Below are 20,094 nucleotides of genomic sequence, written 5' to 3' on the forward strand. Positions count from 1 at the left end.
GGGTAAAATGGGGCCTGCGCATTTCAAGGGAGTGTCTGGCGCCGTGGTCCAGAGGATGTCCTGACGTCGATGCGGTTCTCGTCCTTGAGACCCTCGCTCCCGCCGACAGGGAGGCGCGACAATGACCCGAGGACGACGTAAGAACTGGCGTGTCCGTCTTGCCTTTGAACCGAACCGGTATGCCGGCGAACAGCTGCAGAAGGCGTACGAGCAGCTCAGTCCGATAGATTCACGCGCTACGGCACAGCCATCCGCTGTTCGGCCCGTGGCGACACGGCGAGCGGCTATCAAGCGAGGTAAGCGATGAGCAACGCTGCAATGGTCGCGCTCTACGCGCGGGTATCCTCCGAACAACAGACCAAACGCGGCACCATTGAAAGCCAGATTGCCGCGCTGAGGGAGCGCATTACCGCTGACGATGCGCATCTTGTCGACGACATGTGCTTCATAGACGCCGGGATAAGCGGTGCGACGCTGATCAGACCGCAGCTAGAGCGACTCAGGGACCGTGCCGCACTCGGGCTGGTTGATCGGCTGTACATCCTGTCTCCCGACCGGCTGGCGCGAAAGTATGCACACCAGGCATTGCTGATGGAGGAGTTCTCTGCGTGTGGCGTGCAGGTGGTGTTTCTCAATCATGAGATTGGCGCGACACCGGAAGAGTCGCTGCTGTTGCAGATGCAGGGCATGATTTCGGAGTACGAACGGGCAAAGATCACCGAGCGTAATCGACGCGGTAAGCTTCATAGCGCAAAGCGCGGAAGCGTGAATGTGCTATCGACGGCTCCCTATGGTTACCGTTATATCCGCAAGCAGCTCGATGGGACACCGGCCCAGTACGTGATTGAACTACCGCAAGCGGCGACGGTAAAGACTATCTTCCAGTGGATCGGGATGGACCGGCTGAGCATAGGCGAAGTGGTTCGTCGTCTTGCCGAGGCGGGCACGGTGACGGCATCCGGCAAGCTGTACTGGGACCGTAGTGTGGTATGGGGAATATTGCGTAATCCCGCTTACATGGGGCGGGCCGCGTTCGGTAAAACCCAGTCTCGTGATCGCCTGCCGCATGTCCGCGTGCGCACCCAACGCCACAGCGCCGATGTGCCAAGGAGGGCATACTCGACAACATCCACGGACCCGCAGCAGTGGATCGAAATCCCGGTGCCGGCGATTGTTAGCGAAGCGATGTTCCATTCAGTCCAGGAGCAGCTTGCCGAGAATCGCAAGCTGGCGCGCCAACGCCGCCAGAACGCGCCGATCTACCTGCTTCAGGGGCTGACTGTTTGTGGGCAATGCCGTTACGCGTACTACGGCAAGAAAGTCAGCAAGGCGGCGGCCAAGGGGCATCAGCGAGATTATGCTTATTACCGCTGTGTCGGAACCGATGCCTATCGCTTCGGTGGTCAACGCATCTGCGACAACCTGCAAGTGCGAACGGATCGTCTCGATGACCTCGTATGGCAGCAGGTCGCGGATCTGTTGAGGCATCCGAGTCGACTGAAGAAGGAATATGAACGACGACTGGATGCGATGGAGCGCAATGAGAATAGTGGCTTCGATACGGCCAGCCTGGAAAGGCAAAGGCTTCAGTTGGAGAAAGGCAAGTCCCGGCTCATCGACAGCTATGCCGACGGTATCATCGACAGGACGGACTTCGAGCCGAAGATACAGCAGTTGAAGAACCGGCTAGAGCAGGTCGATCAGCAGATCCAGGAATCCCGGCAGCACGGGGTGGCTCAAAGTGAACTGTTTCTGGTCATCAACCGGCTGGAGGAATTTGCAAGTGCCGTTACGGACAAACTCGCTACGATCGATCTCGCAACGAAGCGCAAGATCGTACTGGCTCTGGTCAAGCGTGTCGAAATCCACAAAGATGAAATCCTCGTCGTATTCCGGATCGATCCGCAGCCCGGAGGTCTCCTCGCAGGCGAGAATTCGAATGATTCAGACGATGGAGTGAAAAGTATGCAACATTGTAGGCGGCGTAATGATGCCCCCTTGCGGAGTTCCCGCATCGGTCGCAAACAAGGTTCCTTTATCGATAAATCCGGCCTTAAGCCATCGCCGCAGGATAACCTTATCCATCGGTATATGTTTGAGGATCCAGTCATGGCTAAAATTATCGAAACAGCCACGGATGTCTCCCTCTAAAACCCACTCTGGTGACTTGCGCTTAGCCAGCGTGGTGAAACAACATTCAATGGCGTCGGCAGTCGAACGTTTGGGGCGAAACCCGTACGAGTTTGGATCCGCCAGGCTTTCCGCAATGGGCTCTAACGCGAGCTTCCATAGCGCCTGCATTGATCTGCATAGCATGCGGGGAATTCCTAGCGGACGCTTCTTGCCGTTGCTCTTGGGGATGTAGATACGTCGAAGCGGCAACGCTCGGTAACTGCGGTGTTGCATCGCCTCCACCCCTTTCCATTTGGCCGCCGGAGTTGGCCAAGTCTTGCCGTCAACGCCCGGCGTTCTCTTGCCGCGATTCTCTGTCACTCGTTTCACGGCTAGCATTTTGCCGCTATGCGAGCGGGTCAGCAGACGCTGCAGGGCACTTACTTTGCCCCATCTGCCTTCCCTGGTTGCCTGGGCGATACGCGCCTGGAGTCGTTTCACCTCATCTGTGATGCGAGGCCAATCAGCCTGAGGCCACATCTCAGCGGGGCGCGAGGACGCACCAGCATCGATCGCCTCTGCTTGTGCAGCGCCACCGATTGCCGTCATCTGCCTTCCCTCGCATAACGATTAATCAAGTTCTCTCGCCATGAATGACCACGCGGAAGTCTGCCCGCTTTCGCGTCCGACCATGCAGCAGTCGGTATCCTCCCCATTACAGGAAGGCGTTCGCTTTTTCCGCAATCCCTTACCCGCAGTGCCAACAGCGTTCCTTGCGGTTCGCCTGCCGTTGCCGGCAGCACTACGGGCTTATCCTGTTCCGCATGAATTTCAGAGCGGGACGGACCCCTCCTATCCGCCGGCGGCGCAATGTCCATGCTGACCCAGCACACAGAGGCCAGACCTTGCCGCGCGCCATTTTGGCTCAAGCCTGTCAGCACATTTGGCTTGTCAATGATGACGACGTTTAATAGAGGTTCACGTATGTTGGTCGTTACCGCTCGTTCCTAGTCCCTCACCGCACTTGTGCTGGCAGATTCCGCTTTCCCTCACGGGTCCACGTACCGATACAGATCGGTGGTTACATTGTCCCCGGAGCTTTACACCGAGCCGTTACCGGCTCCGCATGTCTGGGTAGGAAACGGCTGATGGAACAGCCGGTTCGATCACAACGGATCACGTTGAGTCGAACAGAAATTCAAGCGACTTGCAGGTCGCACATGCGCTTTCATCCCGAAGTACTAGCTACGGCCTTTCTGTGTCTGGTGCATTTCCGGGTCTCGCGTACCTGAGATATTCTTCGTCGATGTGGGCGCTGAAATCGGGGTGGCGTCCACCACCGATCCTGCCTTGAGCATCAATCCCCTGTCGATCAGAATCTCATTGACCAGCGCAAACATCTGCACAGCCAGACCATGTGCTTCGAGCAGGTGGCGAAAGCAGGATCGTGCTCTTGTCGGGCAAACGCGTCATACCGCCATCCAGTCCTGCAAGGTCGCGGTACAGCGGCGCGTCATAGAGCGCCTCTTCCATCGCCGGATCCGACAGGCCAAACCACTGTTGCATAAAATGAATCTGCAACATCGTGGCAATCGGAAAACGGCGGCCGTCCCATTTTACCCTTCGGGTAGTGCAACATGAGCCTGGCTCGTCTCGATTCCCACGGTCCACGAGCACGACTCTGTTGAAACTCGAGGAAGATCAGGGATTGGTAGTGGCGCCGCCCAATTTTCAATGCGGACAGGAAGCTCAATAGCAGATAGACCAACGCCCAACCGAAGCATATTTTTGACAAACTCGAAAGAATAATTACCATATATTTTACCAACTTAGGACAGGCAATAGAGATGACTCAAGGCTACCGATCCCTGCTTTGCATTTCATGACAAACGTTTGGCTGTAACCGTCTTAATCATCCATAGTCCGGACAACTTTTCGCACTCTCTCACGCAACACGAACTCCACGCCCCCCAGAAAGCGCGGCGTCGCCACTTTTTTGCTAAACCTATCCGTCAAAGATGTGGCGCGATCCGCCACGCCATGCATGAGCGTTCACTCAATGTGTACAGTACGGCCGACCAACGCGTCCAGATGAGAGGACATGCTTGACGGATGTTGGAAAGCTTCTGGGGATACTTTCGGTCCAACGCAAATTGGGCGCAAATCTGCTCGTCAGAGTCAGACAGATGACTTTCTCGCGCGGCATGGGTCCATTGCCCGCCCGCACAAGCCTGTGACACAGGCGACAATGCCAACAGCATAGAAAAACCACATGCTAGAACCTACGATCGATTGCCTTCATGGGCAGATATTTGCGATGCTCAGCTTCCAGAGTTCACTTCTCGATGTTTTACCCGCCGAGCAGCGTGCGATTCTCACCGATGCATTCATGTCGTCCGTCGAAGCTCGCAGGAAGAACCTGACTGCAATAAAAAATAGCGATGCAACGGTGAGCGCGTTCGACAACACCGCTGCAGCACTCCTCGCGTTGATCTAGGCCGCCGGCCGCATTGGCCGCGCGACCCTATTCGACATCACACCACGCCTGATGCGCCAGAGGAGAAAACCGCGACGCGACGTGTGCCATGCACGCGTGATAGACCGCTGCTACTGCCGGAGATCGGTAGTCAAGAAGACCGGATTCGACGAAAGCGCCCGCGAGCGCTTTCTCGTCGAGCCTGACCTTCGACACACTGAGGATCTAAGCCGCAAGACCCTCCGCTTGGCTGGCCAGCGACACGCGCGCCAGCAGATCGCTGCCGTCCATTCACATACATCCATAGATGCGTTGATTCAACCGCGTGTTCGGCCGTAAGCCATTTTCCGGTGAGACCATGCCTGAGCAATTGCGAAACGACGAGATACGTCAACAGATCGGCGCGCGAGCAGGTATCAGGGTGAGTTGACCAGAACATGTTCAATCAATTGGGTTGGCTGATTCAGGCATGCGGCGCGCAACGTATTACTCCGTGCGCGTAGACTCGCGTTATTGCCAGCCGCCCTCACCGCGAAGCACGATCTCCCCAGGCAAAATGGGTCGCACAGGCAACGAAGATTTCAATTACGGCCTGCGAGCGCAAATCCAGCCTCACACCACCAAAGAACATACGTGTCAGCGTTCGTGCGTCGCACGCACGAGGCTTTTCGTACCACCGGCTTTGGCGCAAGGGGTCAAGGTTATGTCGGATCGAATCAATTACGTTCTCTTACAGTTCTACATAGAAAGTCGAGCATAGGTAATGGGAAACGGACAGCACAAACGCTAACGATGCGACTGCCGTGCGGCATGTCAGAAGCCACGCGATCCCATCGAATCGTTACTTCTCGCAATAGCAGTGAATGGATTGAATCATCCCGCTAAATTCCTATCATCGTTTTTTAATATACCTAAATAACAATCAATCGATGCACCGCCCCGACGTTGAACTACATGCATAAAAAGAAACAGCGCGACCAGCACCGCCTCATTCGGGAAGTTCATGTCCTTGGAGTCGCACTTGCGTTTTCTACGTCAGCGTATGCGGTTGATCCAGCACTCTCTTCTTTGGGCCAGTCTGGGGGATTGACGATCCCGTCGGCTTTTGTCCTGCCGCAAGGCACCTTCGACGCGCAAGGTAATGACTATATTGACCCCCGATACGGGAAGGCCGCGACCAGCTCGCAGGTTTACTGGGCCGGCATTGGCCTGTTTCCGTATGTGGAAATATCAGGCGGCCTGGCGAACTACCCAGCGGACACACACGTTCAATTCGCCGGCGAGGAGCATTTTGTCCTTCGTCACCTGATGGCGAACGCGAAAGTCCAGATACCGATATTTTTCAAGTATCAACCGAGCATTGCATTCGGCATCACGGATATCGGTGGCCAAACGCATTACTTCCGTTCAAAGTATGGCGTGGTATCGCAGGCTTTCGGCCCGCTTGCACTGAGTGCCGGTTACGGTCAGGGTGACCGGCTTAACGGCGCGTTCGGAGGAGCCGAGTTATCGCTTTGGAACACCGGCCTGTCGGTGCTCGCGGAAGATGATTCGAAAACCCCTTATGCTGGCCTGCGATATCGCTCACCCTCAATCCCCTGGCTGGCAAATGCGAGTGTGGTCGGAACGCTGGTTCGTTCGTTGAAAGTTACAGATGGCGCCGCACCACGGACCTCCTTTACAGTAGCCGTGCAAATCCCGTTCGGCCAACGATTCACGGCCGCGAATTGTACCGATGGCCTGTGCACGAATACGCCACCCGCAATAGGAGCGCCCCCGACTTCCTATACCGCACCGGCCAAGGTCAGTGATGCTCCGCCGTCGAGTGGATGGGCGAACCCGGTTCCTGATTCCAAGAGCGGATCGTTTCAATACGCTCCGGCGACTCGTTCGTTCACGGCAAGTTCTGACGACAAGTTTGCGCCCGATGCTGTCATGGCGCGGACACTTTCCGTAGCGTCCGACCCAGCGATGCTGGATGAACTTGTCCGGATCCTGACGTCGGCTGGACTCGAACGGGTACGTGCCGGCATGGTGGGCGACGACCTGGTCGTCGAATACGAAAATCATCGATACAACCAGAATGAAGCGGATGCGCTGGGGATCGTATTGGGCGCGGCAACGGCCGAGGCTCCCTCTAGCGTTGGTCAATTGCGCGTGGTAATCAAGAAAGCGAACCAACCGATCGGCGAGGTAAGCGTCTCGCGCGCCGCCTATGCAGAGTTCTTGAGGAACGGGGAGCAAGGGCCTGTCGACACCTCGCTGACCATGCGCACGCGCCCGACCTATGATTCTGACGAGGTGGCGTGGCATGGCGACGAGCATAAGCACGGACTCGTGCGTGTTCGTGTTCAACCTGTTACGAACTATCTGTTTGGTACGGAATACGGCAATTTCGACTACTCGGTAGGTGCGAGCTTTGAGACCTTTGTGCCGCTATGGCGCGGGGCTGAATTTTATACAAACACAATCGCGCCGCTGTTCAACAGCCAGAATCTGAATAATGGCCGCGTCTTTAGTCAATACCGTTTGCGCGGCGGCCTGACCACGGCAGCGCTCGCTCAAAGCTTCTGGATTGCGCCGCAGGTATTCAACGTCACTGCAGTCGGAAAATTCGAACACGACTACCTCGGCGTCGAAAATGAAACGACGGCATTCGTGCCTGGCAGACCGGACGTGGTCCGTTTGCAGCTCGCTTACCTCCGGCGCGAGCCCGGCCAGGATGCGCTACCTGATGTCAAGACCGCAATGCTGACTTATCGATGGGTTCAGCCATCGTGGAACCTGTGGGTTGAAGGCGGCGCCGCGCGCTATGTCGGAGGGGACAAGGGACCGTTGCTCACGGTGACCCGGTGGTTCGACGACGTGTCGGTGAGCATCCACGGCGAGCATAGCGGCCACGGCAGCTTTCTTGGCGCAGCTATCAGCTTCCCGCTTACGCCGCGTCAAGGCATGAAGCCAAACCTCGTCCAGCTCGCCGGTGCGACACAGTTCACGCAGGATATCCGCACGCGGGTCGGTTCAACCAACTATATCGCGGGCGACGCGGCTCAAACGCTCGGATTCGGCTACAGCACGCAGCAGGATTTGTTGAACAGAGGCAGATTCAGCGCCGGATATTTCGCGACGCAGTTGTACCGGATGCGTGACGCGTACCTCCGCTATGTCGTCCCGGGCGCCAGGCCCTCATCCGCGCAGACAAGCCCGTGACAACCGTGCATCAACGGACCCGACCGGGCAAGTGCAAGTACAGGACAGGCCGTGAAGCCTGGTGATCAGATATATTTTTTGGGGAAAATCATGAATCGCTTTAACACGCCGGTACTCCGTTGCTTGCAGTATGGATCGATCGCTCTCGCTACCAGTGCGCTATTTGCCTGCGGCGGCGGCGGCAGCTCCCCCAATGGCACAATCAACGGGACTGTCGCTATTGGCGTGCCCATGCAAAATGGCGCCATATCGTTTGTTTGCAAGAACGGTTCAGCCAATACCACCACAGATGCAAACGGCGCGTTTTCCGTGACGTTCAAATTCGACGGCCCATGCAGCATCACCGCGGCCGGTGGAGCAACGACACTGCACTCGTTCGCCCCGGGCGCGGGAACGGTGAATATCACGTCGTTGACCGAACTGCTGTTGAGCTACCTGGCCGCCCAACAGGGCACAACGGTCAATAACTTGCTTGCCAGTCTTCCGACCAATGCGACGTATCAAAACGCCCTCACCAACAGTACGACGATTGCCAATGCGGAAGCGGCAATTGCAACGATCATCAAGAATACCTATGGCATCACTTTGTCATCTTCTGCATTCCTGACAACGGCATTCTCGGCCGGCCAAGGGCAGGATAAGGATCTGGATCAGTTGATGACGGCTGGTGCCATCGACGCCACCGGCAAGCCGGCAGCAACATTGACCGCAACCGTGACGACAGCAGGGGCTGCCGCGGGCGGTGGATCCACAGGCGGCACGCCGGGTGGAGGCGCCACGGGTGCGACCGGCGGCACGGGCACCACGCAGTAAGATCGGCATACGGCGCGTGCGCGGTGCGCGTGTGTGCGTAAGTACCAAAACATCGCCGCCGCGACGTTGCCCCCGCAGACAAGGTGTGTCACGAAAACGACGTATCCACTATACAGCCCCGGATACGTCGTTACTTGATCGCGTGCAAAGCACTGGCAGCATGGCTGAAGTGCACCGAAAGCAAACCGTCACTCGCGCCTGAAATCGCGAATGACGGCCCGGCTCTTCAACCCTGATTGAACGTCCGTTTGAACGTCCGTTTGCTCGCGCGATACTCCGTCGGCGTCACGCCAAGGTAGCGTCGAAACACTTTCGAAAGCTGCCCGCCACTACCCATGCCACAACGCCGCGCAATCTTATCAATGGGTAAATCCGTCTCCGACAGAAGATGGCAGCACCTGTCGATGCGGATATACAAGAGATAGTCCGAAGGCGTCACGCCCATTTCCATCTTGAAGCGACGCAGAAAATTGCGCTCACTCATCGCAACGAACTGCGCCGCCTCTTCAATCGTGATGGGCCCACCGCAGTTCGTCTCCAGCCATTGCGCGGAAGACTGGATCTTCTCGCTGACGGCGCCAAAGACATTTTTTCTCGGCACAGTCGTGAATTGCGCCTCGAAGCGCAAGCGCACCACACCGGTGATTTCGCGCGCGACTTCCGCGCCGAGATCTTCTTCGATCATCGCTAGCGCTGCGCGCAGGGAAGTACTGGATCGATGTGAACTCGACACTTTCAATCCGTTCCAGGCAACTGCGTGAGCACCCTCACCGCGGCGCAGTTTGCGGGATGCATCGGGGAATTCAACGGCGTCCAGCAGCAATTGCCCTTCCACAGTGGGGAAAATCTGTTCGCTTTGCAAATCGAACCGGCGCAACCACGCAATCAATCGCTCCTCGTTCAACATGCTGATATCTCCGGTGCCGCCGGCAATGAAGAGCGCGTGAAATTCGTCTGCGTGACCGCGTGATTCGATGCTGTCGGTGCAGATGAAGACCGACGAGGAACTCGCTATCCTACCGCCGCCAACCGACAGCAAATGAACATCGTAGCGCGGACCGCCAATGCGCATTGACGTGCAGAGCGCATTAGCCGACTGAAAGATCTCTACTACCGTGGCTGCCTCTGGTAGCGAAAATCCGTTGAATAGAGCTATCCCGATGCGTTTCACCGCGCGTACGTCATGCAATATCTGAGACTGAGTCGCATGGCGACTAGCACGGGAAAAAAAACCTGCCATCCAGCCATCCCCCGAAGATAAGTGGCCTCTTGCGGCTGCATATGAGCCGTTTTAACGGGCTGGTCAATCGTACACAAGCAGGGCGGATAAGGCCGCTCGATGGCTGAATAGGATAATAGGTTGGCGGTCACGGACGGATCGCCGCGCACGGTGAAATGACGGAATCGTCGCCGTGTCATGAACTCGATTATTATATGGATTCCGAATCACTATCCGAACTTCCACACTGGATATGCACGCTTTCATTTCCGTGCGTCGCGCGGTTTCGCTATCCAACGCAGCGCCGCGGCTGGCCGGGTTCTTTGGCGTCAAAAGCTGGACGATTTCTGCCACCGCATATTGCTCCCGCATAGGCCGCTCTACACTTCGCTTGCCCTTAGGCCTCGGCGGGCAAATCCACATGTGGTAGAGCTCGCTTTTCGCCCGCCCAATGAGGTGGGCAATTTTTTTGACTCAAACAAGCAACGTCATGCCAAGGGAAAGAAGCGTCATGCAGATCCACGCTCGATCAGCGGATTCCGTCACACCCACCCCAACCCCTCCCGTGCGTGTCGCCTTGCGTCTGTGGGGATATGAACCCGCGGTGGTCGAGAGATGGACCAAGGCGCTGCCGGATGCCGGCGGTCGTCTGTCATGGGAAGTCGCCGTTGACCGGGATGCAAATGGCGCGGATGTGGTGATCCACCTGGTCAATCCATCGCGCGGCGTGGCGCCCTTCTGCTGGAACTGCGCCGGAGCCAATCACGCCATGAGATTGTCGAGTGGTGCGGGACGCACCGAAATTGCCCTTCTGGCAGGGCATTTTCATCAAGTGGACATGCCGCGCGCCGGGCATTGGGTGGCATCGAAGGGATTGCCGATGAAAACAGCGCTGTACAAGCTTGCCGAGTCGATGGCCAACCCGGTCGTGGATCAGGAGCAGTGGATTCTGCAGTGACCGTGGGTAAGTGAGCGGGCTTGCGGTTGCCGCTCAACCCGCAAGCGGCGAGTGCCAGAGCATTCAGGGCTTCACTACCCGCTCCTTGAATACACCTGGCATACGACGCGCTACGATCTCAGACCTGCATCAGCGACATATTCTCTTCGAGGTAAGCACGAAAGTCGTCGCTCACCTCGGGGTGCCGCAGCGCAAATTCCACGGTCGCCTTCAGATAGCCCAGCTTGCTGCCGCAGTCGAAGCGCTTCCCTTGATACTTGTACGCGAGCACCTGTTCATCGGCGAGCAGTGACTGGATTGCATCGGTCAATTGCAGTTCGCCACCCGCGCCCGGCTTGATAGTGCGCAGATGTTTGAAGATGCGCGGCTTCAGCACGTACCGGCCTACCACGCCCAGGTTCGACGGCGCGACGCTTGGCTCGGGCTTCTCAACGATACCCGACATCTTGACGATCGCCTTCTCCCATTCCCTACCATCGATTACGCCGTACGACTTCGTATCCTGAGGGGGAATCTCCTCCACGCCGATCACCGAGCTGTGATAGTGATCGAATACCTCGATCATCTGCGTCAGCACGGGCGGCGCGCCGTGCAACAGGTCGTCCGCGAGAATCACGGCGAATGGGTTGTCGCCCACCAGCTTTTCCGCGCACAGCACCGCGTGGCCCAGACCGAGCGCCTCCGACTGACGCACATAGAAGCAATCCACATGGCTCGGTTTGATGCTGCGAACTAGCGAGAGCAGCTTGTCCTTGCCACGCGCCTCGAGCTCCGCTTCCACCTCATACGACTTGTCGAAGTGATCTTCGATAGCGCGCTTGCTGCGGCCCGTGACAAAGATCATTTCGGTGATGCCGGCCGCCATCGCCTCCTCGACCGCGTATTGAATCAACGGCTTGTCGACGACCGGCAGCATTTCCTTCGGACTGGCCTTGGTCGCGGGAAGAAACCGGGTGCCAAGACCCGCTACCGGAAAGACCGCTTTTGTTACTTTCAGCATGAGTGACTCCGAGTTTCAGTGATATGGCCGAATCGCGGCTGTACCGCCTCGCCGGGCGCCGGAAATGGCGCATGCCGGATGCGCCCGACGCGAAAACGCCGAAGCGAAATGCGCGAAGCTCGAGGTTCGATCCGGTCCCTGGTGTTTGGCGTCGGGCGCCACGGTCAAGCGGCTGGTGTCGCCCACACAGATATTGAAACGACGACGCGGAGCATAAAGTTTCTATTTGTGGCTGAGGGCCGCATGGCGGAACTGATGCGGGTTTTGGCTGAACCGGGCCTGATTAATGTATGAGCACTCGCGGGCCACCGTTTTTCCAGCGCGGGTATCGGTGCTATCGCGACACTTGCCGGGTTATTCTTAATCTATTTTTCCCGCAATCGTTTGCGAAACAATTTTAATTCGATTGAATCCCCTATTAACGATTTTCGGCAAGGTTTTAGCAAAATATGTTCCGTGGGCCGATTACGGCCAACGGTTCATCAGACGAACGCTTATCGACAATAGATGATTAACCGCACCCGGGACGGAGTTAGGTCCGGCGCAACTTTCCCGAATCTTTTCTGCGGGCGACGCTGGCGGGAAGTAGATCCACCCGCTGAAGAGAGCGCGCTGTTTTCGCGCCTTTAAGAGCGCGGGTCTAACGCGTGGCCGGGAGGACCGAACACGGAATTTCCGTCAAATAAGCCCGCGCAATGGCGGGCTCAGGAACGTTTGGTCAGCCTATACTCGGTCGGCGTGGTGGCGAGGTGTTTACGGAACAGCTTCGCCAACCGGCCGCCACAGCCAATACCGCAGCGGCGCGCCACCTTGTCGACCGGCAGGTCCGTCTCGATCAGCAGACGGCAGCTCATGTCGAGCCGCACGTAGAGCAGATAATCGGACGGCGTCACGTCCATCTCGATCTTGAAGCGGCGCAGGAAGTTACGCTCGCTCATCATCGCGACCTGCGCCGCGTCGTCGATCGAGATCGAGCGATGGCCGTTTTCCTCCAGCCACTTGGCCGACGCCCGGATCTTCTCGCTCACGCTGGCCGACGCATTCTTGCGCACGATCGTCGTGAAGCGGGTTTCCGCGGACGGCGCAACCCAGTCGGACACCAGGCGCGCCACGTCCGCATCGAAGTCCTCCTCGATCATCGCCAGCGCGCTCTGGAACGGACTGACCGACGCATTTGCCGCATTGTCGGAAACACCGCGCAGCAGGCTGGCAGCGCCGTCGGCGTAGCGCCTCACGCTCACAGTCTGGCCGAATCCCGCCATGTCGAGCAGCAGGCGGCCGTCGCCGATCGGAATCACCGTGTCGCTGCGCGGATGAACGCGGCGCAGCCAGTTGACCAGGCGTTCGTCGCGCAGCGCGCTGCTCACGCCCGAACCTCCAGCAATGAACAGAATGTTGAAGCCATCTGCGTGACGGCGAGCCTCGATGTCTTCCGTCCACACGAAGACCGACGACGAGCTCACGATCCTTCCGCCTCCAGCCGACAACAAACTGACTTCGTAACGTACGCGGTTGCGACGCGTGCCTTCTGTCAACGCGTTCACCGACTGAAATACTTCCGTGATAGCCGCAGCCTCGGGTAAGGCAAATCCGCCGAACAGCACGATGCCCACACTCTTTACTATGGCTGTCTCCGCCATGACGTGGGGAGACACAACACTGTTACCGTAGACGACTGAAGAGCACTCCATCTGAATTACCCCGGAAGTTTGGTTGAACCTTTCCGGCTTTCTTTGAACCGGATTAACTGTCTGAGCGTACCCTACATAAGATTGGATTGCGCCGAATTGGAATGGCCGATTCCGCCAACATGTTGGCGTCCAGAATCAATTTCGCTCACGGCGTATCATGCCGTGTCAGCTAACACAAGTAAATTGCCCTTTAGCTGTGAATTGGCAGTTAGCAATTCCTTTTCACCAAAAACATGTCAAGTATTTGATCGCATGCCCTCTTGTGGGCATAAGAATTAAACGAACCGATCGGACGGTCGGTTATTGAGGGACACGCAACGCGAAACTAAACGTTTGCGCCGACTAGATTCGGCGAACACTACACGCCAAATCGAAAATTCGAATAAACAATTCAAAAGATTCATGCACGTCACTCTTGAAGAAGCACACCGGCCAGCCATGCCAACCTCCGGGTGCGTCTCGACGATCTAGCTGCCGCATATTGCAAAGTTGTTTCTGCTGCACGACACAGGCGATCTGCCTACGACGGACGTCCACGGTCCCTTGCCGAATTCAAACGCTGCCGGGAAGCCCGGTGCCGTGCTCGCCGCTCGCCCGGAAGACCAGCTGCAAGCCGATCGCCGTCGAGCACCTCAATCGAGATTTCTCGCGCGGCATGCGAAGACGAGCAGTTCAGCGCCACGCACTCAATAAAGCTTCGCAATCCATACGAATCATGAGAGAAACGCTTGCGTTCGACGCGCATCGCGAAAGCCGCACATCTGGCGTTCGCGCCCGCGGGTCGGCTGGTGGCTGCTCTCTGCGCGCTTGCTAATCGATGACCGTGGTAAAGCGGCATTCCTTTCTTCATTGCTCAAACTTGAGCAACAACCTCGTCAACCCGACAGTGGCGCGGCGAGTGCTGGTCTGAATCCGCCACATTTTCTAGACATGTTGGATGGGACACATAGACCGCCGTGATAGGTCCGGTACTGTTCGGCTCACGCAAAGGGTTGGCACGCAACACGAGTACCGACCGATGCATAAGACGTGAATACCACGCCGCACGCTAGACACGAGGACCGGTTATCGCACGCCACGCGCCACACGCATGGCGTAACGACACTCCTTGTCTGGAAAACGGCACCGATAAGCGAGGAAACATGAAAATCAAACGCCCTAGCCGACGCAAGCACGCCGCAGTAAAGGCAACCGCCTTGTTGTTGGTGCTGCTGACGCGCGACTACTGCGCCGCGCAGCCTACCGCTGCGCCGGCTTCAACGGGGAACGTCGTTGCAGGCAACGTCGTGACCGAACGCGACCAACTCCGCAAGCGCATTCTCGAAGCGACGGTAGCCGGTTCACCGCAGATTGCATTGCAGGAAGCGCGTACCCTGCCCGACGTGTTTTCAGAAAAGGATCTGTTGCAGCTGGAGGCGCTCGTCGTCGCAACCGAAGTGCAATGGGGACGCCAGCAGTCGATCGCATCCGATGAAAAGGATCGCCTCAGCCAGACCCGGAGCGCGCTTGAGCACATCGACGACATGCTCGTGCGCATCCCCACCGGCGACGACTACGCCGACGTGCGCCGCTCTGTCCTCGTTGAACGTGTCGCGGCGTTGCAGGGACTCGGACGCATGAAGGAAGCGACGGTACTCTACGAGCAACTGTCGCTCTCGTCGGACCCGATGCCTGCCCGTACGTATGCCGCGGCAGGCGACGCTTACACGTATCTCGACACTCCGCGCAAGGCAGCTCCCGCATACGAGCATGCGTTGCAGACGCCGCTCGATCCGTTGCTGCCTTCACTTGAACCTCACGCGCTCAAGCGCATTGATGTCGAAGAAGGGCTTTTCTTCGCGTACCTCGACTCGGGCCAATACGAGAGCGCGCAGCAACTGCTGAAGTCGATCTCGGCGAGCACGCCGATACGCGCCGACCTGTCCGAGCATCCGGAGGACGTCAACGAAGACTACGGCCGCGTGAAGAAACTGCAGGCGCAGTACCTGCTGTACACGGACCACACGCGCGAAGGCGTCGCCGCGCTCGATGAGCTCCGGCACGAAGCACCCTTCGACCCCGCCCTGATCAGCGCGCGTTCGGATGCGTCGCTGGTGGAACAGCGCCCGCATGAGGCGCAGAAGGTGTACGAAAGCACGCTGGTCGACCATCCAGGCGACATCGAAACGCTTGCCGGCCTGGGCAAGACAGCGCTGCAGCTAAATCAGTACGATCGCGCGGCGGAAATTAACGCAACATTTGGCGACCGCTTTCCCGACGACAATACGGTCAGGACGTATCAGCGCGACTACGAGGTCTATCGCAGCCCGCAACTGATCGTGGCGGCGAATGGTCAGAAGGGGAATTCGGTTATCGCCGACAACGATTGGGGCGTTGACACACAGCTCTATTCGATGCCGATCGCCAATTACTGGCGCGTGTTCGCGCATCAGTTTAGCGGGCGGGCGGACACGGGCGACGGCGACAGCGTGAGCCGCATTCGCAACGGCATCGGCGGCGACTTCCGCTTTCACGGCATCGATGCGGCGGCCGAAGTGGACCACTCGACGGGGCCGCAGGCCAGGACAGGCGGTGTCGGCAGCTTGAGTTACGAGCCGGATGACCGCTGGAAATTTTCGGCGGGCGCTGATACCAACACTAACACGCTACCGTGGAAGGCCTATCAGCAGGGTGTCACCGGCCGCACCGCGACAGGCAGTGTGCGCTACAGCATCGACGACCATCGCTACTTCGATCTCGCCTACGGCGTCTCGCGCTATAGCGACACCAACCTGAACCAGCAATGGGTCGCAACGTGGTACGAGCGCCTGCTCAGCACGCCGCGTCACCTCGTTGCGACATGGGTCGAGCTCAATACGAGCAGCAACACACTCGCCAACACCGCTTATTTCACCCCGCATCGCGATATGACCGCGCAGGTGACGGCGATGTACCAGTGGACGCCGTGGCGCGATGCGGACAAGTCATTCTCGCAGCGCGTGTACGGCACGGTGGGCGGCTACCGGCAGACAGACATCGGCAACAGTCTTCTGTGGGAAGTACGCCTCGAACAGCAGTGGCAACTCGGCACGCAGGCCTCGCTCGCATATGGCATTGGCGTTGCGAGCCAGCGCATGGATCGCACGCGCGAAAACAGCAAGCTCATCTACCTGAACCTGAACATTCCTTTCTAGACCATCATGGACAAGCTCAATCGCAGACGTTTCCTCGCTTTTGCCGCGGCCCTGTCCGCGGCTCCCGCCGCGCAGGCGGGCCTCGCGCTCGACAGCCTGCCGCCGCCCGATGCGGACGACGGCCTGACCTTTCGCGTACTCGCAATCCACGACGTGCGCGATGACCTGCGTGCGGATGCATCGACCGTCGCCGACACCTGCGCGATCAGTACGGCCACGCTCAACACGATCTTCGCGTGGCTCAAGGCGAAAGATTTTCGCCCGGTGAGTGTCGATCAGATCGTCGCGTCGCGCAACGGCGGGCCTCGCCTGCCGCCGCGCGCCGTGCTGCTCACCTTCGACGACGCGTACAAGAGCCAGTACACGCGCGCGTTTCCGTTACTTCAGCAATACGGCTATCCGGCGCTGATCGGTGTCGTGACGCGCTGGACCGACACGCCTGCGGGCGAACCGGTACGCATCAGCCATAAGTCCGTGATGCCGCCCGACTATTTCATGAGCTGGGACAATTTGCGCGAGATGGCCCAGTCGGGGCTCGTCGAAATCGCCTCGCATACGCACGACATGCACCACGGCGCACTAGCCAATCCGCAGGGCAACGAACTGCCGGCGGCGAGCGCGCATCTGTACTACACAGATCTGCAGCGCTATGAGACCGACGACGAATATCACGAGCGCGTCCGCTCGGACCTGCGGCGCAGCGTCGATCTGATCAAGCAGAAGACGGGCGTTACCGTGCGTTCCACGGTGTGGCCGTACGGTATGTACAACTCAGCGTTGATCAATGCGTCGCAGTCACTCGGCATGGCCGTGCACTTCACGCTCGACGACGGTCCGAACACGCCGGACGTGCCGCTCACCCAGATTCGCCGGCTGCTCGTGTCGTACGACTGGGACGTCGGCACGCTGATCACGCAAATGCGTTCGTCGCGGGCGTATCGCGGCGAACACAATCCGGTGGAGCGTGTAGTCAGCGTGTCGCTCGACGAGATGTACGACCCCAATCCCACGAAGAGCGAAGAGAAGCTCGGGCGTCTGCTCGACCGCATCAAGGATCTCCAGCCTAAGTCGGTCTATCTGAAAGCCTATTCGGATCCGGACAACACAGGCGTCGCCCGCGCGGTGTACTTCCCGAACCGTCACATGCCGATGCGTGCCGATCTGTTCAACCGCACCGCGTGGCAACTGATCACGCGCGCGGGCGTGCAGGTCTACGCGACGATGCCGCTGCTCGCGTTCGCGCTGCCGCCGCAACATCCGGCGTCGCGGCGTCTCGTCGAAGCGGCGGTGGGCAGTCCACTCGCGAACGCCGACGCTCGCGTGCCGCGCCTAAGCCCATTCGATCCGCTCGCGCGTGAAGCGATCCAGGACCTCTACGACGACCTTACGCGCTACGCGAGTTTCAATGGCGTGGTGTTCGGTGCCGACGCGATGCTCAACGCGTACGAAGATACGAGCACAGCCGCATTGGCAATCTACAGGTCGTGGGGGCTACCCGCCGACATTGCGCAGATTCATGCATCCGACGAACTGATGCGGCGCTGGACAAACGGCAAGACCGCCTATCTGAATAACTTCACGAATCAGCTTGCAAAACGCGTGCGCGCCTATCAGGGCGGCGGCAACGTGCTGACTGCGCGTACCTTGTCCGCCGAAGCGGTTCTGGATACGAATGCCGAGCGCAACTTCTCGCAAAGCCTCGCGTCATCGGTGGACAACTACGACTTCGTTGTACTCGCCGCATCGCCAGCGGCCGCCGGCGAACGCACGAGTCAAGCCTGGCTCGACAAGCTCACCGGCACCGTGATGAGGCACCAGGGCGCATCGGAGAAAATGGTCTTCGAATTGTCCTCAGTCGATCCCCGGACGCAACAGCCGGTTGACGCGAGCATGCTGCGTGCACAAATGAAGCGGTTGAACGCTGCCGGAGTCGTCCATCTCGGCTATGGGCCCGACGACTTTCTCGCGAACCGGCCTGATACGGCCGTCCTGCGCGATGTGATGTCGGTACAAAGCATGTTGCGATCAAATCAGGGAATGTTGAGCTAGGCGCGGGTTGAAACCGCTCAATAGCCCATACCAGGGGACAAAAATGAAAAATGTAATGCACGTGATCTCCAATTTCGTCTTTTACTACCCACTGCTGATGGCGTATCTGTGGATGGTGGGCGGTCTTCTGCACTATGTGCTGGTCGAAAGGAAGGACTCGGGGAAACAGTCGGCCGAGCCGCTGGGCGAGTATCCGAAGGTGTCGGTGGTGGTGCCGTGCTACAACGAAGCTGACAACGTACGAGAGGTGATCGCCTGTCTTGATCAGCTCAACTATCCAAATTACAACATTATCGCCATCAATGATGGCAGTCGCGACGACACCGGCGCGATCCTGAACGAACTGGTCGACGTCTATCCGAAGCTGGTCGTCGTGCATCAACACCAGAACGAGGGCAAGGCGATCGGCCTTACGACCGCCGCGATGCTGAGCGACGCTGAGTACCTTATGTGTATCGACGGTGACTCTCTGCTCGACAAGGAAGCGATAGGCTGGATGCTACGCCATTTTATCGACGATGCGTCAGTAGGCGCGGTAACCGGCAATCCGCGGATCCGCACGCGTTCGTCGCTGCTGGGGCGAATGCAGGTGGGCGAGTTCTCTTCGATCGTCGGTCTGATCAAACGCACGCAGCATATGTATGGACGTTTGCTGACGGTGTCAGGCGTTGTGTCAATGTTCCGCAAGCGAGCGCTGCAGGAAGTCGGCTACTGGAGTTCAGACATGCTGACCGAGGACATCGACATCAGTTGGAAACTACAGGTGCAAGGTTGGCGGGTGTATTTCGAACCACGTGCGCTTAGCTGGATCTTGATGCCGGAGACCCTCCGCGGACTCTATAAGCAACGGCTGCGCTGGGCGAAGGGCGGCATTCAGGTGCTGTTCAAGTACGCGGGCGAGGTGCTGTCCCGTCGCAACATGATGATGTGGCCAATCTTCCTCGAGTACGCGGTCAGCATCGTGTGGGCTTACTGCATGCTATTCACGCTCGTGATGATGGCTGTGACGGCGCTCTTCACCCTGCCCGAAAGCTGGCGCTTTGCGTTCGTGCCGCGCGGAACAGGGGTATTGCTGTTCGCGACCTGCTGTGCACAGATCCTGCTCGGTTGTCTGATCGATCGCCGTTACGACAGCAACCTGATGCGCTATTTCATCGACACCGTATGGTATCCGGCCGCCTTCTGGGCCATCAGCATGATTGCGTCGGTCATTGCTTTCCCCGGCGTCGTCAGCCAGCGGCGGCGCAAGCGCGCGCGCTGGGTCAGTCCCGATCGCGGCATTCGTTCGAGCAACGCCGCGACCGTGGGTTCATCCGCTGCGGGGTTAGTCGCGCAGTCGCAGTACGGCGCCTCGCGTGAAGTGACACAAAACAGCCAACATTTCTGACAGGGG

11 protein-coding genes and 3 pseudogenes are annotated in these 20,094 nt (G+C 58.4%); 8 read left to right on the top strand and 6 right to left on the bottom strand.

What is annotated here, in order from left to right; translation table 11 throughout:
• The first annotated feature begins 318 nt into the window (after nt 1–318).
• Nucleotides 319–2,151: a recombinase family protein gene (locus P0D84_RS35110; protein WP_408344613.1), complete on the top strand. Its 1,833-nt coding sequence runs from the start codon at nt 319–321 to the stop codon at nt 2,149–2,151.
• Here the strand turns inward: P0D84_RS35110 and P0D84_RS35115 are convergent.
• Together P0D84_RS35115 and P0D84_RS35120 are read right to left on the bottom strand one after the other, a co-directional pair.
• A pseudogene (locus tag P0D84_RS35115) lies at nt 2,032–2,721 on the bottom strand (reverse transcriptase N-terminal domain-containing protein); the annotation flags it as partial. The gene P0D84_RS35110 and the pseudogene P0D84_RS35115 sit on opposite strands and share 120 nt — an antisense overlap.
• Nucleotides 2,722–3,356: 635 nt before the next feature.
• Nucleotides 3,357–3,739 (bottom strand): annotated as a pseudogene (locus tag P0D84_RS35120) (transposase); the annotation flags it as partial.
• Between the two features lie 645 nt (nt 3,740–4,384).
• On the opposite strand from P0D84_RS35120, the gene P0D84_RS35125 reads away from it, so the two are divergent.
• The 3 genes from P0D84_RS35125 (at nt 4,385) to P0D84_RS35135 (ending at nt 8,611) form a co-directional block, all read left to right on the top strand.
• Nucleotides 4,385–4,609 (top strand): hypothetical protein, encoded by a 225-nt coding sequence (locus P0D84_RS35125; protein ID WP_408344616.1) that lies wholly within the window; start codon nt 4,385–4,387, stop codon nt 4,607–4,609.
• A gap of 933 nt (nt 4,610–5,542) precedes the next feature.
• Entirely contained in the window at nt 5,543–7,798 is a 2,256-nt protein-coding gene (locus P0D84_RS35130) for a YjbH domain-containing protein (protein ID WP_408344619.1), read from the top strand.
• 51 nt (nt 7,799–7,849) lie between these two features.
• Nucleotides 7,850–8,611 (top strand): carboxypeptidase regulatory-like domain-containing protein, encoded by a 762-nt coding sequence (locus P0D84_RS35135; RefSeq protein WP_408344622.1) that lies wholly within the window; start codon nt 7,850–7,852, stop codon nt 8,609–8,611.
• A gap of 226 nt (nt 8,612–8,837) precedes the next feature.
• Here the strand turns inward: P0D84_RS35135 and P0D84_RS35140 are convergent, their stop codons facing one another.
• Nucleotides 8,838–9,851, bottom strand: coding sequence for a GlxA family transcriptional regulator (locus P0D84_RS35140; RefSeq protein WP_408344625.1), 1,014 nt, complete (start codon nt 9,849–9,851; stop codon nt 8,838–8,840).
• Between the two features lie 490 nt (nt 9,852–10,341).
• On the opposite strand from P0D84_RS35140, the gene P0D84_RS35145 reads away from it, so the two are divergent.
• Nucleotides 10,342–10,788 (top strand): hypothetical protein, encoded by a 447-nt coding sequence (locus P0D84_RS35145; protein ID WP_408344628.1) that lies wholly within the window; start codon nt 10,342–10,344, stop codon nt 10,786–10,788.
• A gap of 118 nt (nt 10,789–10,906) precedes the next feature.
• Here P0D84_RS35145 and galU read toward each other — a convergent pair whose 3' ends face one another.
• The 3 genes and pseudogenes from galU to P0D84_RS35160 form a co-directional block, all read right to left on the bottom strand.
• On the bottom strand, nt 10,907–11,788 hold the full coding sequence (gene galU, locus P0D84_RS35150) for a UTP--glucose-1-phosphate uridylyltransferase GalU (protein ID WP_408344631.1): 882 nt from the start codon (nt 11,786–11,788) through the stop codon (nt 10,907–10,909).
• Nucleotides 11,789–12,492: 704 nt separating this feature from the next.
• Nucleotides 12,493–13,155, bottom strand: a complete 663-nt coding sequence (locus tag P0D84_RS35155) for a helix-turn-helix domain-containing protein (RefSeq protein WP_408344634.1) — start codon at nt 13,153–13,155, stop codon at nt 12,493–12,495.
• Between the two features lie 1,040 nt (nt 13,156–14,195).
• Nucleotides 14,196–14,294, bottom strand: a pseudogene (locus P0D84_RS35160) (IS6 family transposase); the annotation flags it as partial.
• A 327-nt stretch (nt 14,295–14,621) separates the two neighbouring features.
• Here P0D84_RS35160 and pgaA point away from each other — a divergent pair.
• The 3 genes from pgaA to pgaC are packed head-to-tail and all read left to right on the top strand — an operon-like array spanning nt 14,622 to nt 20,088.
• Nucleotides 14,622–16,652, top strand: coding sequence for a poly-beta-1,6 N-acetyl-D-glucosamine export porin PgaA (gene pgaA / locus P0D84_RS35165; RefSeq protein ID WP_408344637.1), 2,031 nt, complete (start codon nt 14,622–14,624; stop codon nt 16,650–16,652).
• A 6-nt stretch (nt 16,653–16,658) separates the two neighbouring features.
• Nucleotides 16,659–18,701, top strand: a complete 2,043-nt coding sequence (gene pgaB, locus P0D84_RS35170; RefSeq protein ID WP_408344640.1) for a poly-beta-1,6-N-acetyl-D-glucosamine N-deacetylase PgaB — start codon at nt 16,659–16,661, stop codon at nt 18,699–18,701.
• 43 nt (nt 18,702–18,744) lie between these two features.
• On the top strand, nt 18,745–20,088 hold the full coding sequence (pgaC, locus tag P0D84_RS35175; protein WP_408344643.1) for a poly-beta-1,6-N-acetyl-D-glucosamine synthase: 1,344 nt from the start codon (nt 18,745–18,747) through the stop codon (nt 20,086–20,088).
• Nucleotides 20,089–20,094 lie beyond the last annotated feature (6 nt).

This window comes from Paraburkholderia sp. RL17-337-BIB-A (genome assembly GCF_046025895.1).
Classification (GTDB): domain Bacteria; phylum Pseudomonadota; class Gammaproteobacteria; order Burkholderiales; family Burkholderiaceae; genus Paraburkholderia; species Paraburkholderia fungorum_C.

What these genes read in the sequence shown, in the direction of transcription:
- P0D84_RS35130 (WP_408344619.1), top strand. Translation starts at nt 5,543, where the DNA reads ATGCATAAAAAGAAACAGCGCGACCAGCACCGCCTCATTCGGGAAGTT.
- P0D84_RS35140 (WP_408344625.1), bottom strand. Translation starts at nt 9,851, where the DNA reads ATGGCAGGTTTTTTTTCCCGTGCTAGTCGCCATGCGACTCAGTCTCAG.
- pgaB (WP_408344640.1), top strand. Translation starts at nt 16,659, where the DNA reads ATGGACAAGCTCAATCGCAGACGTTTCCTCGCTTTTGCCGCGGCCCTG.
- P0D84_RS35125 (WP_408344616.1), top strand. Translation starts at nt 4,385, where the DNA reads ATGCTAGAACCTACGATCGATTGCCTTCATGGGCAGATATTTGCGATG.
- P0D84_RS35145 (WP_408344628.1), top strand. Translation starts at nt 10,342, where the DNA reads ATGCAGATCCACGCTCGATCAGCGGATTCCGTCACACCCACCCCAACC.
- pgaC (WP_408344643.1), top strand. Translation starts at nt 18,745, where the DNA reads ATGAAAAATGTAATGCACGTGATCTCCAATTTCGTCTTTTACTACCCA.
- P0D84_RS35110 (WP_408344613.1), top strand. Translation starts at nt 319, where the DNA reads ATGGTCGCGCTCTACGCGCGGGTATCCTCCGAACAACAGACCAAACGC.
- galU (WP_408344631.1), bottom strand. Translation starts at nt 11,788, where the DNA reads ATGCTGAAAGTAACAAAAGCGGTCTTTCCGGTAGCGGGTCTTGGCACC.
- pgaA (WP_408344637.1), top strand. Translation starts at nt 14,622, where the DNA reads ATGAAAATCAAACGCCCTAGCCGACGCAAGCACGCCGCAGTAAAGGCA.